The organism is Curtobacterium sp. MCBD17_028 (assembly GCF_003234875.1).
Classification (GTDB): domain Bacteria; phylum Actinomycetota; class Actinomycetes; order Actinomycetales; family Microbacteriaceae; genus Curtobacterium.
In genome coordinates, this window is record NZ_QKTQ01000003.1 from 301,410 (window position 1) to 317,053 (window position 15,644).

Consider the following 15,644-nt stretch of genomic DNA (forward strand, 5'->3'; position numbering starts at 1 on the left):
ACGGGAGGCACGGTTCGGCCCCGGCGTGCTGGGTCGGCCGCGCGCTCCCGCGCGGCCTCCACGTATGGTCGGTCAACTCCTCAGTTCCCTTCGATGACGACGAACGCCGTCGCGATCGGTCCATCGTGCGACAGTGACAGATGGACGGCCGTCACGCCACGCGCGTCGGCCACCGCCTGGGCCCCCGCGTGCAGGGTCAGCGACGGTGCACGCTGGTCGTCCGCGACGACCTCGAGTTCCTGCCAGCTCAGTCCCGCACTCGTGCCGAACGCCTTGATCAGGGCCTCCTTGGCCGCGAAGCGGGCGGCGAGCGAGGCGGTGGGGCGGGGCTCGCCGTCCCGCAGCAGCTCCGCCGGCGTGAACAGGCGACGCCGGAGCGCGGGCGTGCGCTCGAGGACCCCGGCGAACCGAGCGAGGTCCACCACGTCGACACCGATGCCGATGATCACGGGACTACTCGACGGTCACCGACTTGGCGAGGTTGCGGGGCTGGTCCACGTCGAGCCCCTTGGCCGCCGCCAGTTCCATCCCGAACATGTGCAGCGGCGCGACCGCCAGGAGCGGCTCGAACAGCGGCGTCGCCAGCGGGATGCGCAGGACCTCGTCGGCGTAGGGCAGGACGGCCGCGTCGCCCTCTTCCGCGATCGCGATGACCCGCGCGCCACGGGCCCGGATCTCCTGGATGTTCGAGACGACCTTCGGGTGGAGCGACCGCTCGTCGCGGGGGCTCGGCACGATGACGAACACGATCTGCCCCGGTTCGATGAGCGCGATCGGGCCGTGCTTGAGCTCGCCCGCGGCGAAGCCCTCGGCGTGGATGTACGCGAGTTCCTTGAGCTTGAGCGCCCCCTCGAGGGCGATGGGGTAGCCGACGTGGCGCCCGAGGAACAACACGCTCCGGGTGTCCGCCATCCAGCGCGCGAGCTCGGTCACCGAGGCGGCGTCCTCGATCGTCTGCTGCAGCTTCGCCGGGAGCGCGTCGAGCTCCGCGACCTGCGCCGCGACCTGCTCCGGCGTGAGCGTGCCCCGGAGCGTCGCGAGGTGCAGGCCGAGCAGGTACAGCGCGACGCCCTGCGCCAGGAACGCCTTCGTCGAGGCCACGGCGACCTCGGGGCCCGCGTGCGTGTACAGCACGGCATCGGACTCGCGCGGGATCGTCGCGCCCTGGGTGTTGCAGATGGACAGCGTGCGGGCACCCTGCTCACGGGCGTACTTGACCGCCATCAGGGTGTCCATCGTCTCGCCGGACTGGCTGATCGACACGACGAGGGTCCGCTCGTCGAGCACCGGGTCGCGGTACCGGAACTCGTGCGCGAGCTCGACCTCGACCGGGACCCGCGCCCACTGCTCGATCGCGTACTTGCCGAGGATCCCGGCGTACGCCGCGGTGCCACAGGCGATCACGATGACGCGGTCGACCTGGGCGAGGCGGTCCGCGATCGGCTCGAGGTCCGTCAGGGTCACGGCGCCGTCGTGCACGCGGCCGAGCAGCGTGTTCGCGACCGCCTCGGGCTCCTCGCTGATCTCCTTCGCCATGAAGCTCGACCAGCCGCCCTTCTCGGCTGCGGACGCGTCCCACGACACCTCGAACTCGCTCGCGGTCGCGGGCGTGCCGTCGAACCCGATCACCGTCACGGCGTCGGGCCGGATCGTGACGATCTCGTCCTGCCCGATCGCCAGCGCGCGCTTGGTGTGCGACACGAAGGCCGCGACGTCCGAGCCGAGGAAGTTCTCGCCGTCGCCCAGGCCGACCACCAGGGGCGAGTTGCGGCGGGCGCCGACCACGACGTCCGGCTCGTCCGCGTGCACGACGAGCAGCGTGAAGGCGCCGTCGAGTCGGGCGACCGTCCGCCGCATCGCCTCGGTCAGGTCGTGGCCGGCACGGAACTCCCGCGCGACCAGGTGCGCCGCGACCTCGCTGTCCGTCTCGCTGTGGAACGTCACACCCTCGGCCAGGAGCTCGTCCTTGAGCAGGGCGAAGTTCTCGATGATGCCGTTGTGGATGAGCGCCAACTTGCCACCGTCGGCCAGGTGCGGGTGGGCGTTGCCATCGGTCGGGCCGCCGTGCGTCGCCCATCGCGTGTGGCCGATGCCCGTGCGGCCGTCCGTCATCGGGTCGGCCTGCAGGTCGTCCTTGAGGACCTGCAGCTTGCCGGCCCGCTTGCGCGACTCGAGGTCGCCCGCGGCGTCGATCACGGCGACGCCCGCGGAGTCGTACCCCCGGTACTCGAGCCGACCCAGTCCGCCGAGGAGGACCTCCAGACTGCTGCCGTTGCCGACGTACCCGACGATGCCACACATGCGCTCGATCCTATGGGGTGCGCGGCCGGGAGCCCGCCGCAGGGGCGTCGCGCGATCGCCCTGCCGGTCGCCGGTCCCGGGACACGCACGGCGCCCAGCTGCCGGGTCTAGCTTCGGCCCGTGACCCTCACCGACATCCCGATCACCACGCTCCAGGGCGAGCAGACCACCTTCGGCGCGTTCACCGACAAGGTCGTCCTCGTGGTGAACGTGGCCTCCCGATGCGGCCTCGCGCCGCAGTACGAGCAGCTCGAGGAACTCCAGCGCCGGTACGGCGACCGTGGGTTCACCGTCCTCGGGTTCCCGAGCAACCAGTTCCTGCAGGAGCTCGGGTCGTCCGAGGCCATCGAGGAGTACTGCAGCACCACCTGGGGCGTCACGTTCCCGATGTCCGAGAAGGTCAAGGTGAACGGCCGCGGAGCCCATCCGCTGTACCAGGAGCTCAAGCAGACCCCGGACGCGAACGGCAAGGCCGGACGGGTGACGTGGAACTTCGAGAAGTTCGTCGTGACGCCGGACGGCGCCGTCCACCGGTTCCGGCCCACCACCGTGCCGGACGACCCGGCGATCGTCGCCGTGATCGAGGCCGCGCTCCCCGCCTGAGCCCGGGCGAGGCCCCGCACGCTCGGTGGCGTGCGGGGCCTCGGACCGATCGGCGGTCAGTCCTGGTGCAGGTGTCGCCCGATGAGGCTGAGGTCGGCCGCGCTCGACCGACCGTCCGCCGTGTTCGCCTGGTGCCAGTACGGGTACTGCAGCGGGGTCGCGCTCGCGTCGTCGAGGCGGGCGATCTCGTCCGCGGAGAGCTGGACGTCCGCCGCTCCGAGGCTGTCGGTGAGCTGCTCCTCGGTCCGTGCGCCGACGATCGCCGACGTCACGCCCGGCTTCGCGAGCGTCCAGGCCAGGCCGACCTGCGTCGCGGTGACGCCCCGCTGCTCGGCGATGTCGACGAGCACCTCGATCGTGTCGTACAGGCGGTCCTCGTCGTCGATGGGCGGCTCGGTCCAGCCCTCGAAGCGCCGCGAACCCTCGGGCACGTCCTGACCGCGACGGTACTTGCCGGTGAGCAGCCCGCCCGCGAGCGGACTCCAGACGAGGATGCCGATGCCCTGGTCGAGCGTGATCGGCACGAGCTCGTTCTCGGCGTCACGGGACTGCAGCGAGTAGTAGATCTGCTGGCTCGCGAAGTGCTCCAGGTGGTGCTTGTCGGAGGCCCACATCGCCTTCATGAGGTGCCATCCGGAGAAGTTCGACGCACCGATGTAGCGCACCTTGCCCGACCGGACGAGGTCGTCCAGCGCGCCGAGCGTCTCCTCGAGGGGCGTCGATCCGTCCCAGCCGTGCAGCTGGTAGAGGTCGATGTGATCGGTGCCGAGCCGACGGAGGCTGTCCTCGGCGGCCTTGACGATGTGGTGGCGGGACAGTCCGCCGTCGTTCGGTCCGGGCCCCATGCCCCCGCGGACCTTCGTGGCGATGAGCACGTCCTCACGCGCGCTGCCCAGCGCCTGGCCGAGGATCTCCTCGGACGCGCCGTCGGAGTAGACGTCGGCCGTGTCGATGAGGTTGACGCCCGCGTCGCGCGCGATGTCGATCTGCCGGCGAGCCCCATCGACGTCGATGTGGCCGACCGGACTCGCCCAGCCGGTGCCGGCGAACCCCATCGTGCCGAGGCTGATCGTGGAGACCTGCAGTCCCGTGTTGCCCAGATGACGGTATTCCATGCGGCCGACCCTACTCAGACAACAGACAGCAGTAACCCCAGATGAGCGACGCGCTCGGTCACTTCGACGAGGCCTGGGGCGGGGTGTAGACGGCGGAGGGAGTGCGCGGAGCGTGCGCAGGGGCCGGCCGGTTCGTTGCGGGAGGCGCGCCCCACCACTGCACGGGTGGCGCCTCGAGACGGAGTTCCGCGTGGAGGCCCAGGGCCAGTGCGGTGGGGATGACGACCGCCATCACGAGGATCGCGACGCCGGCGAGCGCCGACTGTGCGCTCAGGGTCTCCCGCGGCGCTGTGATCCGGTCCACCCGCTGTGGACAGCACGTCGTCCAGACCGCGTCGGCTCGGAGGCTGCACCGTCCTCTCGTCTACCCTCGTCCTCATGGCCAACGCCCACGCGGAGACCGTCGCCCACCCGACGCCCTTCGTCGAGATCGACCGCCCCGAGTGGTCCGCCCTCGCACCCTCCCAGCACCTCGCGCTCACCGAGACCGAGATCGTCCAGCTCCGCGGGCTCGGCGACCGGCTCGACATGGACGAGGTGCAACAGGTCTACCTCCCGCTGTCCCGGCTGCTCAACCTCTACGCGGCGGGCGCCCGGAGCCTCCACGCGGCAACGAGCGGGTTCCTCGGCGAGCGAGCGTCACGCACGCCCTTCGTGATCGGCGTCGCGGGGTCGGTCGCGGTGGGCAAGTCGACCGTCGCGCGGCTGCTCCGCGAGCTGACGAAGCGGTGGGAGGACACCCCGCGGGTCGAACTCGTGACGACCGACGGCTTCCTCTACCCGAACGCGGAGCTCGAGCGCCGCGGGATCATGGACCGCAAGGGGTTCCCCGAGTCCTACGATCGCCGCGCCCTGCTGCGCTTCGTCAGCCAGGTCAAGAGCGGTGCGGCCGAGGTCCGCGCCCCGTTCTACTCGCATCTGCAGTACGACATCGTGCCCGACACCGAGATCGTCGTCCGCCAGCCCGACGTGCTCATCGTCGAGGGGCTCACGGTGCTCGCACCACCCGTCAACGGCGGCCTGGCACTGTCGGACCTCTTCGACTTCACGATCTACGTCGACGCGAAGACCCGCGACATCGAGTCCTGGTACGTCGACCGCTTCCTCGCCCTGCAGCAGGCGGCCTTCGCGGACCCGAACTCGTTCTTCCACCGCTTCGCGACGCTCTCCCACGAGGACGCCGTCCGCACCGCGACGGACGTCTGGCGGAGCATCAACGAGCCGAACCTCCTCGAGAACGTCCTGCCGACGCGATCCCGCGCGACGCTCGTGCTCAAGAAGGGTGCGGACCACTCGGTCTCGAGCGTGCTGCTCCGCAAGATCTGACGCACCACCCGGACACGACCGGGAGGCGCGGTGCGGGTCCGATCCGCACCGCGCCTCCCGCCCGTGATCAGGCCGCGTCGAGTCCGAGCCGGTCGTGCACGACCGCGGCGAGTTCGTCGGCGACGCGCTCCGCGGTCGCCTGGTCCGCCGCCTCGACCATCACCCGGACCACGGGTTCGGTGCCCGACGGCCGGAGCAGGACCCGCCCGGTGTCACCGAGCGCTGCCTCCGCGCCCGCGATGGCGCGCTGGACACCGGCGTCGTCGAGGCCGTGCCGGTCGACACCGCGCACGTTGACGAGCACCTGCGGGAACACGGTCATGCAGGCGGCCAGTTCGGCCAGGGTCTTGCCCGTGCGGGCCATCTCGGCGACCAGGTGGAGCCCGGTCAGGATGCCGTCGCCGGTCGTGGCGAACTCGTTGAAGATGATGTGGCCCGACTGCTCGCCGCCGAGCGAGTACCCGCCCTCGACCATCTTCTCGAGCACGTACCGGTCGCCCACGGCGGTCTCGAGCACCGCGATGCCGTTCTCGGCCATCGCCCGGCGGAGACCGAGGTTGCTCATGACCGTGGCCACGAGCGTGTCGTCCTGCAACCGGCCGCGCTCCTTGAGGGACAGCGCGAGGATCGCCATGATCTGGTCGCCGTCGATCGCGTTGCCCTCGGCGTCGACCGCCAGGCACCGGTCGGCGTCGCCGTCGTGGGCGATCCCGACGTCGGCGCCGGCCTCGAGCACGGCGCGGGCGAGGTTGTCGATGTGGGTCGACCCGACGCCGTCGTTGATGTTGACGCCGTCCGGGTCGGCACCGATGAGGGTGATCCGCGCGCCGGCGTTGACGAACACCTCGGGCGACACCGCGGCCGCTGCCCCGTTCGCGCAGTCGAGGACGACGTGGATGCCGTCGAGCCGCGCGGGCAGGGTGCTCAGCAGGTGGACGACGTAGCGGTCCTCGGCGTCGGCGAAGCGGGTGATCCGCCCGACGTCGGCGCCCGTGGGCACCGGGACCTCGGCGCTCCCGATCGCTGCCTCGATGCGGTCCTCGACCTCGTCGGGGAGCTTCCGGCCGCCGGCGGCGAAGAACTTGATCCCGTTGTCGGGCGCCGGGTTGTGGGACGCGGAGACCATCACGCCGAAGTCCGCGTCGATGTCGGCGACGAGGAACGCCGCCGCGGGGGTGGGGATGACCCCGGCGTCGAGGACGTCGACGCCGGCGCTCGCCAGGCCGGCCGCGACGGCCGCGCCCAGGAACTCCCCGGAGACGCGCGGATCGCGCGCCAGGACCGCGATGGGACGCGGCCGACCGGACGCACGACGTGCGTCCGCGTGGTGTCCGTGCGTGAGCACGGCCGCGCTCGCCTGGGCGAGGCCCAGTGCGAGCGCGGCCGTCAGCTCGCCGTTGGCGAGACCACGAACACCGTCCGTTCCGAACAGACGTGGCACGGTGATGCCGTCCGAAGCGCGATCAGCGCTTCGAGAACTGCGACGCCTTACGGGCCTTCTTGAGACCGGCCTTCTTGCGCTCGATGACGCGGGCGTCACGGGTGAGGAAGCCCGCCTTCTTGAGCGTGGCGCGGTTGTTCTCGCGGTCGATCTCGTTGAGCGCCCGGGCGATCGCCAGACGCAGCGCGCCGGCCTGGCCCGAGGGGCCTCCACCGGTGATGCGGGCGGTGACGTCGTACGAACCGATGAGCTCGAGGACCTTGAACGGGTCGTTGATGAGCTGCTGGTGGAGCTTGTTCGGGAAGTAGTCCTCGAGCGAGCGGCCGTTCACCGAGAACGTGCCGGCGCCGGGGACGAGGCGCACGCGGGCGATGGCCTCCTTGCGGCGACCGACGGCCGCGCCGGAGACGTTGAGGATCTGACGAGGAGCCGCCTCCGAGGTCGCCGGGGCGCTCTCGGTGCTGAAGCTCGACGGGGTCTGGTCGATGGAGTCTGCGATCTGAGCCATGAGTGTGGAGTCCTGTGTCTTCTGCTGCGTGGCCGTCGTTACTGCGCGACCTGGTCGAGGGTGTACGGCGTCGGCTGCTGGGCGACGTGCGGGTGCTCGGGACCGGCGTAGACCTTGAGCTTCTTGAGCTGGGCGCGGCCGAGGCTGTTCTTCGGGAGCATGCCGCGGATCGCCTTCTCGACGGCGCGGGTCGGGTGCTTCTCGAGCATCTCCGGGTAGGTCGTGGCGGTGATGCCGCCCGGGTAGCCGGAGTGCCGGTAGTACGTCTTCTGCGCCAGCTTCGAGCCGGTCAGGGCGACCTTCTCGGCGTTGACGATGATGACGAAGTCACCCATGTCCATGTGCGGAGCGAAGGTGGCCTTGTGCTTGCCACGCAGGAGCGCCGCGGCGTGCGAGGCGAGACGGCCGAGGACGACGTCGGTGGCGTCGATGACGAGCCACTTCGGCTGGACGTCCGCGGGCTTCGGTGAGAACGTGCGAGTCACAGGTGTGCTGCTTTCGTGTCGAGGTGAGGTGTCCGTGAATCCCACTCCGGTGGGGTGTTCCGCGGGGCGACGCCCGGCGAACGCTCCGGTGGAGGGCTCAACTTCGGGTCCGACGCACGAGGCGCAGACCAATCGACGACACTACCGGAGCGTCGCGGTACCGTCAAACCTCGACGGACTCAGTGGCCGATCGGGACCCAGCGGTCACCGACCCGGTGCACGGCGGGCCCGTGGCCCGGCAGCACGATCCCCGGCAGGGGCAGCGCCGCGGCCGACTCGACAGCGGTGGCCGTGTCCGCGGTGAACAGGGCCGGGATCATCCGCGGCCGCGGCGACCACGACCGGGGCTGCACGTCGTGGTGCGTGACGACCGCGTCGCCGGTGACGAGCGCGTCCGCGGCGGGCAACAGGTACGCCGTCGACCCGAGCGTGTGCCCGGGGGCCGGCAGGGGTGCGATGGCCCGCTCGTCGAAGTCGCGGGCCGTGAACGCGCGGACCGGGGGCACGGTCACGGGGTCGAGGCCACCCGAGCGGACGGCACGGGCGGCCCAGCCGAGCACCCGCGGCGCCGCGATCCGGCCACCGATGTCGCCGAGCGTCGCCTGGTCCCGCTCGGGCCCGCGCACGGCCGCGACCTCGTCGGCGTGGGCCAGCACGGTCACGCCGGGGTGGGCCTCCAGGATCGCGGGGAGGCCACCGATGTGGTCGACGTGCCCGTGCGTGACGTACACCCGGCGCAGGTCGGCCGGGTCGTGTCCCGCGTACCGGATGGTGTCGAGCACGAGTCCGGCGTCGGCGGGGTACCCGGCGTCGACGAGGGCGACCCCGTCCTCCTCGGCGAGCACGACCCAGTTCGACACGGGTCCCTCGACGAACACCACGCCCGGTGCGACCGCGACGACGGCCCGGGGCCTGCGCCGGCTCACGCGCGTCGCTCCGCGACCGCACCCGACCCTGCGGGGCCTTCCGGGACGGCGGTGGGCGCGGCGGTGCTGATGGCGACCTGTCGAGCCTGGTCGGCCTCCGACCGGTGCCCGTCCTGGTCGCGGCGGGCCCGGGTCTGCTCCGCGCGGGCCGCGAGCTCGTCGTCGGGCGGGTAGCCGACCTCGGTGAGGACGAGCCCCTTCGCCGGGGCGACGTTGAACGCGCTCGTGCGCACCGCCTCCTCGCGCAGCTCCGCCAGCCGGTGCGGCGCGAGCCGCCCCTCGCCGACCGCGAGCGACGCACCCACCATCGCCCGCACCATGCTGTGGCAGAACGCGTCGGCCTGGAGGGACGCCACGAGCACGCCGTCCGGCTCACGGTGCCATCGGAACTCCTGGAGCGTTCGGATGGTGGTGGCGCCCTCCCGCGGCTTGCAGAACGTGGCGAAGTCGTGCAGGCCGAGCAGCGTCAGGGCGCCCGTCTCCATCGCGCCCTCGTCGAGGCGCGTGGGGTACCACAGCGTGTGGCCGCGGCGGAGCGGGTCCCGCGGTGCCCCGAGGTCCGCGACGCGGTACGCGTACCGTCGCCAGACCGGGGAGAACCGGGCGTCGAACCCCGGCGGCGCGACCGCGACGGCCGTCACCACGACGTCACTGTCGAGCCCCGCGATGCCGTTCAGGCGGTGCAGGAGGGCGTCCGTCGGCAGCCGCTGGGGTCGGCCGACCGCACCGCGGTGCGGTCGAGCGAGGCTCCCCCACTGTTCGGGGGTGAGGTCACAGTGGGCGACCTGCCCCGTCGCGTGCACGCCCGCGTCCGTCCGGCCCGCCACCGTGAGGCGGGGCGCCGGACCGGAGCGCCGGAACACGGTCTCGAGCGCGGACTCGAGTTCGCCCTGCACCGTCCGGAGGGTCGGCTGCCGAGCCCATCCCGCGAAACCGCTGCCGTCGTAGGCGATGTCGAGCCGGAGACGCACGGTGCCGGCCTCGTCTGTCACGGGACGAGGGTACCGGCGTCAGCACCACGTCAGTGCCACGTCAGCGCCCGCCCGGAGCATGGGCACCGTCGAACGAAAGGACACCCCATGAACGACCAGGCGACGCTCGCCGTCGAGGCGACCGGCCTCGTCAAGACGTTCGGGCAGAACCGTGCGGTGGACGGCGTCGACCTGCGGGTCGAGGCGGGCACCGTGTACGGCGTGCTCGGGCCGAACGGCGCGGGCAAGACCACCACCATCAGCATGCTCGCCACGCTGCTCAAGCCCGACGCGGGCGAGGCACGCATCTTCGGACACGACGTGCGGCACGAGGCCCAGGCGGTCCGACGGCTCATCGGCGTGACCGGGCAGTACGCCTCCGTCGACGAGACGCTGAGCGCGACCGAGAACCTCGTCATCTTCTCCCGACTGCTCGGCCTCGGTCGGGCCGAGTCGCGGGCGAAGGCCTCGGACCTCCTCGAGCGTTTCGGACTGACCGAGGCCGCGAAGCGCCCGCTCAAGGCGTTCTCCGGCGGGATGCGACGGCGGCTCGACCTCGCCGCGAGCCTCATCGCGCAACCGCCACTCATCTTCCTCGACGAGCCGACCACCGGGCTGGACCCCCGGACGCGTGCGCAGATGTGGGACACGATCCGCGAGCTCGTCGCGACCGGCTCCACCGTGCTCCTCACCACGCAGTACCTCGACGAGGCCGACCAGCTCGCCGACCGGATCGCCGTCATCGACCGGGGCCGTGTCGTCGCCGAGGGCACGGCGGACGACCTCAAGGCGTCGGTGGGCACGGCCTCCCTGCAGCTCCGGCTCGTGGAGGCCGCCCGGCTCGACGCGGCGCAGGCGATCGTCGAGCGGGTCCTCGGGGCCGGCGCGGCCGTGTCACCCGAGGGTGCCCGCATCACCGCGCCGATGGCCGACCCGGACCGCGTCACCGACCTGCTCGTCGCGTTCCGCGACGCGGGCGTCTCCCTCGCCGAGATGAGCGTGCAGAAGCCGACGCTCGACGAGGTCTTCCTCACCATCACCGGTCGGCCCGTCGCGCAGGACGACCCGACCAGCGACACCGACCGCGTCCTCGAAGGGACCCTCGCATGACCACCATCACCAGCACGCCCCGCACCATCGCTCCGCGCCCCGGCGTCGGCGGTTCGGGACTCGGGGCCACGGTGCGCCAGTCGCTCACGATGGCCTACCGCGGACTGATCAAGGTCCGCCGCACGCCGGAGCAGCTCTTCGACGTCACGCTCATGCCGATCATCTTCACCGTGATGTTCACGTACATCTTCGGCGGGGCGATCGCGGGCGGTGTCACGGCCTACCTGCCGATCATCATCCCGGGCATCCTCGTGCAGACGAACATCACCTCGTCGATCGTCACGGGCGTCCAGCTCCGCGAGGACATGGACAAGGGCGTGTTCGACCGGTTCAAGTCGCTGCCCATCGCCCGCATCGCCCCGCTCGCCGGAGCGCTGCTCGCCGACACGGTCCGCTACGCGATCGCGACGACCATCACGTTCGTCGTCGGGTTCTGCATGGGCCTGCGTCCCGAGGGCGGCTTGGGGTCGGTCGTCGCCGCGGGACTCCTCGTCGTCGTGGTCGCCTGGGCGATCAGCTGGGTGTTCGCGTTCTTCGGTGTCGTCGCGCGCACCGCGTCGAGCGTCTCGGGCATCTCGAACATGGTCCTGTTCCCGCTGACGTTCCTGTCGAACGCGTTCGTCCCCGCCGACACGCTGCCGTCCTGGCTCCGGTGGTTCAGCGAGGTGAACCCGATCTCGCACCTCATCACCGCCGTGCGCGACCTCGTCAACCACGGGCAGGTGGGCAACGACCTCGTGCTCTCGCTCGTCGGTGCCGCGGTCGTCGTCGCGGTCTTCGCCCCCTTGACCGTCCGCGCCTACATGCGGAAGGCCTGAGCCTCCGCCCGCCGCGGGACGCGGACCTGCTCGAGCAGCGCTCGGGCCCGCGCGACGGCCTCGGCCCGGTCCAGACCGGCCGAGGCCGTTTCGGCGTCCGCGAGGGCGGCCCGTCCCGTCCACCGCGCGAGCACGTCCCGGACGCGCTCGTACCGGAGCACGGCGAGGTCCTGCCGCGCTCCCACGCGCACGGCGGTCCCCCAGATCGCCGCGACGAGACCCGGTTCGACGCGCTGCGTGGTGGCCCCCCACAGGGCAACCGCGATGAGCGCGTCGCCGATCACCGGCAGGTCGAGCCACCACGCGCCGATGCGGATCGCGACGAGCGCGCCGACCTTGGCCACCCGGGCCGCCTCCGTCGCCCTGCCGTCGTCCGGGAGGCGCGGTGCACCCCCGTCCCGCTCGCGGGCCTCCAGGTCGATCGCGATGCGCGCCGCGGCGACCATGAGCGTCCACTGCGGTGCCTGCTTCATGTGGTCACGGACGTACGCGAAGCCGCGGTCGTACTCCTCCAGCGCGGTCTGCACGTCACCCTCGGCGCGGGCGGCCTCCGCCCGGACGGCGAACGCGAGCGTCCGGAACTGGAGTCCGTCGTCGTCGAGTCGGGCGCCCGGTCGGGGCAGGTCGAGGTCGACCGCGACGGCGCGCGCCCGGTCCGGCTGACCGGCAGCAGCGGCAGCCAGGCCCATCGACCAGCTGATCTCGGCGAGGTCGTCGTCCGCGCCGAACCACTGCAGTCGCTCCCGTGCGCGATCCGCGGCGACCAGTGCCTCCTCGGGGTGCCCGGTCTGGGTGAGGAGCTGCACGCGGGACACGTCGGCCGTTCCCGCCGTCCAGAGGTCGCCGTGGGCGCTCGCGAGCGCCTCCGCCCGGCGGGCGTAGCGGAGCGCGTCCGCCACGTCGCCCGCGTTCTCGGCCAGGGGCGCACTGATCGTCAGGGCGAAGCACGCGACCTCGGGGTCGTCGTCGTCGCGGAGGCGGGCGAGGGCCGCCATCGCGAGGTCGGCGCGTCCGATCGCGGTGAAGAGCTCCGCTTGCGCATCCGCCAGGCGGACTCCGGTCGGACCGTGCTTCCGACGCAGTCGGCGCAAGGCGGACACGGCGACGGCGGCCGTCCGGAGGTCGGTGAACGCCGACGACGCCCCCATGACGGTGAGGGCCACGACGGTGGGCAGGAGCAGGTCGGGGTCGGGCGCGCCGCCCGCCAGCGCCGCGACGACGTCGGGCGCGATCGCCACGACCTCCCCGTGCACGCCCCGGAGTGACCAGTAGGTCCCGAGCGCTGCGGCGATCGGCGCGATCGCCCTGTGGTCGCCCCGGCCGAGCGACCACCGCAGGAGCGCGACGAGGTTGTCGACCTCGCGTTCGACCTCGCGGAACACGCGACGCTGCCCGGGACCGGCGAGGAGCACGTTCCGATCGAGGGCGTGGGCCGCGCCCCACCGGATCATCACCGTGCGCACGTCCTCGGTCGTACCCCGCTCGGTGAGCCGCGCGGCACCGAACTCCCGGACCGTCTCGAGCAACCGGTAGCGTGCGGGCTCGCCCTCGCGCTCCGTCAACTGGACGAGCGACTGCTCGACGAGTTCCGCGAGGTCGTCGAGCGCCGTGTCGACCCGGTCCGGGCGCACGACGGCCTCGACCGCCGCCACCGCGACGCCGTCCGGGAACAGCGCCAAGCGGGTCAACAGGTCCTGGGCGCCGTCGTCGAGGAGCCGCCAGCTCCACTCGATCACGGCGAGCAGCGTCCGATGCCGTTCGGGCGCGGTCCGATCGCCTCCGCGGAGCAGGGCGAATCGGTCGTCGAGCCGTCGCTCGATCTCGTCGACACTCATGCCGCGGACGCGTGCCGCCGCCAGCTCGATCGCGAGCGGCGAGCCGTCGAGCCGGGCGCAGATCCGACGGACCGCATCGACCGGCAACACGGCGCCGGGCCGGGCGGCCCGGGCACGCTCGGTGAACAGCCGGACGGCGGCGCCGTCGGCCTCGACCGGCAGGGGCGGGAGTGGTGCGACCACCTCGCCCGGCACCGCGAGCGGGGCACGTGACGTTGTGAGCACGCGGAGGCTCGGGACCTCGCCGAGCAGGTCGACGACGAGTGCGGCGACCTCCCCGACGACGTGTTCGCAGTTGTCGAGCACGAGCAAGGTCGGCGCTTCCCCGAGAGCCCGGAGGACCCGTGACCGGAGGTCCGCGAGCACGACGTCCCGGAGTGACCGTCCGGCGCGGAGTTCCGCGATCCCGAGCACCGCGCCGAGCGCGGGGACGATGTCCGCGCCGTCCGTGAGCGAGGCGAGCTCGAGGACGACGACGGCGACGTCGAGCGCGGTGCGCCCGGCGACCTCCTGCGCGAGCCGGGTCTTGCCGAGGCCTCCGGCACCGAGGACCGTGACCAGCCGCTCCTCCTCGACGAGCCGCTCGACGGCCTCCACCTCGGCGTCCCGGCCGATGAGCGTGGTCGGGGATCGGCGCAGACCGAGGCGCCGCACGGAACGGGCCGACGTCGACGTCGCTCGGAGGATCTCGATGTTGAGCCGCACCAGGTCCGCCGACGGGTCCGCGCCGAGCTCCTCGGCCAGGCGATCGCGGTGTCCTGCGAACACCGTGAGGGCCTCGGCGCCCCGTCCGGCCGCGACGAGTGCCCGCATGTGCCCCGCGACCGCAGCCTCGTCGAACGGGTGGGCCACGACCTCCTGCTCCCACAGCCGCGCCGCGCCGTCGGGGTCGTCGCACGCCGAGAGCGCCTGGGCCAGGGCGCGCCGCAGGATCCGCTGCACGGTCGCCGCCCGGTCCGCGAGCTCCTCGGCGACCCGTCCCTCGAGGTCCGCACCCGGCTCACCGCGCCACGTGGCCAGCACGGCCGATGCCCGGCGGGCCGCGCCGGCTGGATCGGTCCGGAGTTCGTCGGAGATCCGCTCGGCGACCTGCTCGGCCCGTCCCAGGTCGAGCGCCGACGGGTCCAGGGCCAACCGGTAGCCGGTGCCCGTCGACGCGACGACGCCCTCGACGGTCGACCGCCGTACCCGCGACACCAGGGTCTGCAGCGCGGCGCGCGCCCCCTTCGGCGGGGTGTCGCCCCAGAGCTCGTCGATGAGCGTCTCGGTCGTGGCGGTGTTGCCCCGGGCGAGCACGAGGACCGCGATGAACGTCCGGGCGAGCGCGCCGGGCAGCGGATCGAGGTCCCCTGCCGGGGACTCGACGAGCACCGGGCCGAGGACGGCGACGCGTGGCTGACCGGTCACGCGTCGAGTCTAGGGACCGGGGGCCCCACCGACGACGGAGGGCCTCCGCAGCGATCGCTGCGGAGGCCCTCCGTGTGGCGTGCTGGCGAGGACCTACTCGGTCTCGTCGGCCTTGCTGGCGGCGTCCGCCTCGACCTCGGCGGCCGCGTCGGTCGTCTCCTCGGCGGCGACGGGCTCGGACTCCGCGACGGCGTCCGTGCTCTCGGCCTCAGCGGCGTCGGTCGCGGTCGCGTCGGTCGCGGTCGCCTCGGTCGTCTCCGCGGCGACGGCGGCGTCGTCGGTGGTCTCCTCGGTGGCGGCCTCCTCGGCGGCGGTCGTCGACACGGCCCCGGCTGCGGCCGAACCGGACGCACGGTTCGAGCGACGGTTCACCGGAGCGGGCGTGCCCGAGACGGGCTCGAGCACGAGCTCGATCGACGCGAGGGGCGCGTTGTCGCCCTTGCGGAAGCCGAGCTTGGTGATCCGGGTGTAACCGCCCTGGCGGTCGGCCATCTGCGGCGCGATCTCCGTGAAGAGCGTGTGCACGACGGACTTGTCCCGGATGATGCTGATCACCTTGCGGCGGGCGTGCAGGTCGCCACGCTTCGCGAACGTCACGAGACGCTCCGCGACGGGACGGAGGCGCTTGGCCTTCGTCTCGGTCGTGGTGATGCGGCCGTGCGTGAACAGCGCGTTCGCGAGGTTGCTCAGGAGCAGGCGCTCGTGCGCGGGACCGCCTCCGAGGCGGGGGCCCTTGGTGGGCTTGGGCATGTCAGTTCTCCAGTGGTGGGAAGGGGGTGGGTGTGCTGCGCTCCGTCA

15 protein-coding genes are annotated in these 15,644 nt (G+C 72.5%); 4 read left to right on the top strand and 11 right to left on the bottom strand.

Going from position 1 to position 15,644, the window contains the following annotated elements; translation table 11 throughout:
- Positions 1-80: 80 nt before the first annotated feature.
- Together DEI86_RS05845 and glmS are read right to left on the bottom strand one after the other, a co-directional pair.
- Positions 81-449: a holo-ACP synthase gene (locus DEI86_RS05845; protein WP_111012143.1), complete on the bottom strand. Its 369-nt coding sequence runs from the start codon at positions 447-449 to the stop codon at positions 81-83.
- A 4-nt stretch (positions 450-453) separates the two neighbouring features.
- A complete protein-coding gene (glmS, locus tag DEI86_RS05850) occupies positions 454-2,301 on the bottom strand; it encodes a glutamine--fructose-6-phosphate transaminase (isomerizing) (RefSeq protein WP_111009811.1) in 1,848 nt (615 codons plus the stop codon).
- Between the two features lie 120 nt (positions 2,302-2,421).
- Between glmS and DEI86_RS05855 the strand changes: the two genes are divergently transcribed.
- Complete coding sequence (locus DEI86_RS05855; RefSeq protein ID WP_111009812.1) at positions 2,422-2,904, top strand: glutathione peroxidase; 483 nt, start codon at positions 2,422-2,424, stop codon at positions 2,902-2,904.
- Between the two features lie 56 nt (positions 2,905-2,960).
- Here the strand turns inward: DEI86_RS05855 and DEI86_RS05860 are convergent, their stop codons facing one another.
- Both DEI86_RS05860 and DEI86_RS05865 read right to left on the bottom strand, forming a co-directional pair.
- A complete protein-coding gene (locus DEI86_RS05860; RefSeq protein ID WP_111036911.1) occupies positions 2,961-4,019 on the bottom strand; it encodes an aldo/keto reductase in 1,059 nt (352 codons plus the stop codon).
- Between the two features lie 58 nt (positions 4,020-4,077).
- Positions 4,078-4,323, bottom strand: a complete 246-nt coding sequence (locus DEI86_RS05865; protein ID WP_111049032.1) for a hypothetical protein — start codon at positions 4,321-4,323, stop codon at positions 4,078-4,080.
- A 74-nt stretch (positions 4,324-4,397) separates the two neighbouring features.
- Between DEI86_RS05865 and coaA the strand changes: the two genes are divergently transcribed.
- Positions 4,398-5,345, top strand: a complete 948-nt coding sequence (coaA, locus tag DEI86_RS05870) for a type I pantothenate kinase (RefSeq protein ID WP_111049033.1) — start codon at positions 4,398-4,400, stop codon at positions 5,343-5,345.
- A 67-nt stretch (positions 5,346-5,412) separates the two neighbouring features.
- Here coaA and glmM read toward each other — a convergent pair whose 3' ends face one another.
- The 5 genes from glmM to truA form a co-directional block, all read right to left on the bottom strand.
- Entirely contained in the window at positions 5,413-6,786 is a 1,374-nt protein-coding gene (gene glmM, locus DEI86_RS05875; RefSeq protein ID WP_111049034.1) for a phosphoglucosamine mutase, read from the bottom strand.
- Positions 6,787-6,808: 22 nt separating this feature from the next.
- Positions 6,809-7,294, bottom strand: a complete 486-nt coding sequence (rpsI, locus tag DEI86_RS05880) for a 30S ribosomal protein S9 (RefSeq protein ID WP_111009817.1) — start codon at positions 7,292-7,294, stop codon at positions 6,809-6,811.
- A gap of 38 nt (positions 7,295-7,332) precedes the next feature.
- On the bottom strand, positions 7,333-7,779 hold the full coding sequence (rplM, locus tag DEI86_RS05885; protein WP_111009818.1) for a 50S ribosomal protein L13: 447 nt from the start codon (positions 7,777-7,779) through the stop codon (positions 7,333-7,335).
- Positions 7,780-7,958: 179 nt separating this feature from the next.
- Complete coding sequence (locus DEI86_RS05890) at positions 7,959-8,705, bottom strand: MBL fold metallo-hydrolase (RefSeq protein WP_111036917.1); 747 nt, start codon at positions 8,703-8,705, stop codon at positions 7,959-7,961.
- Positions 8,702-9,697, bottom strand: a complete 996-nt coding sequence (truA, locus tag DEI86_RS05895; protein WP_111049035.1) for a tRNA pseudouridine(38-40) synthase TruA — start codon at positions 9,695-9,697, stop codon at positions 8,702-8,704. Before truA ends, DEI86_RS05890 begins: the two co-directional genes overlap by 4 nt.
- A gap of 87 nt (positions 9,698-9,784) precedes the next feature.
- Between truA and DEI86_RS05900 the strand changes: the two genes are divergently transcribed.
- Both DEI86_RS05900 and DEI86_RS05905 read left to right on the top strand, forming a co-directional pair.
- Positions 9,785-10,786 carry an ATP-binding cassette domain-containing protein gene (locus DEI86_RS05900; RefSeq protein WP_111012137.1) on the top strand — a complete coding sequence of 334 codons (1,002 nt, stop codon included), beginning with the start codon at positions 9,785-9,787 and terminating at the stop codon, positions 10,784-10,786.
- Entirely contained in the window at positions 10,783-11,604 is an 822-nt protein-coding gene (locus tag DEI86_RS05905; RefSeq protein WP_111049036.1) for an ABC transporter permease, read from the top strand. Before DEI86_RS05900 ends, DEI86_RS05905 begins: the two co-directional genes overlap by 4 nt.
- Here the strand turns inward: DEI86_RS05905 and DEI86_RS05910 are convergent.
- Together DEI86_RS05910 and rplQ are read right to left on the bottom strand one after the other, a co-directional pair.
- A complete protein-coding gene (locus tag DEI86_RS05910) occupies positions 11,586-14,846 on the bottom strand; it encodes a BTAD domain-containing putative transcriptional regulator (RefSeq protein WP_111049037.1) in 3,261 nt (1,086 codons plus the stop codon). The genes DEI86_RS05905 and DEI86_RS05910 overlap by 19 nt on opposite strands.
- A gap of 93 nt (positions 14,847-14,939) precedes the next feature.
- Complete coding sequence (gene rplQ / locus DEI86_RS05915) at positions 14,940-15,596, bottom strand: 50S ribosomal protein L17 (RefSeq protein ID WP_111027361.1); 657 nt, start codon at positions 15,594-15,596, stop codon at positions 14,940-14,942.
- Between the last annotated feature and the right edge of the window lie 48 nt (positions 15,597-15,644).

Excerpts from the sequence above, each read along its gene's own strand:
- glmS (WP_111009811.1), bottom strand. The coding sequence starts at position 2,301 with ATGTGTGGCATCGTCGGGTACGTCGGCAACGGCAGCAGTCTGGAGGTC.
- rplQ (WP_111027361.1), bottom strand. The coding sequence starts at position 15,596 with ATGCCCAAGCCCACCAAGGGCCCCCGCCTCGGAGGCGGTCCCGCGCAC.
- coaA (WP_111049033.1), top strand. The coding sequence starts at position 4,398 with ATGGCCAACGCCCACGCGGAGACCGTCGCCCACCCGACGCCCTTCGTC.
- DEI86_RS05900 (WP_111012137.1), top strand. The coding sequence starts at position 9,785 with ATGAACGACCAGGCGACGCTCGCCGTCGAGGCGACCGGCCTCGTCAAG.
- DEI86_RS05905 (WP_111049036.1), top strand. The coding sequence starts at position 10,783 with ATGACCACCATCACCAGCACGCCCCGCACCATCGCTCCGCGCCCCGGC.
- DEI86_RS05860 (WP_111036911.1), bottom strand. The coding sequence starts at position 4,019 with ATGGAATACCGTCATCTGGGCAACACGGGACTGCAGGTCTCCACGATC.
- rpsI (WP_111009817.1), bottom strand. The coding sequence starts at position 7,294 with ATGGCTCAGATCGCAGACTCCATCGACCAGACCCCGTCGAGCTTCAGC.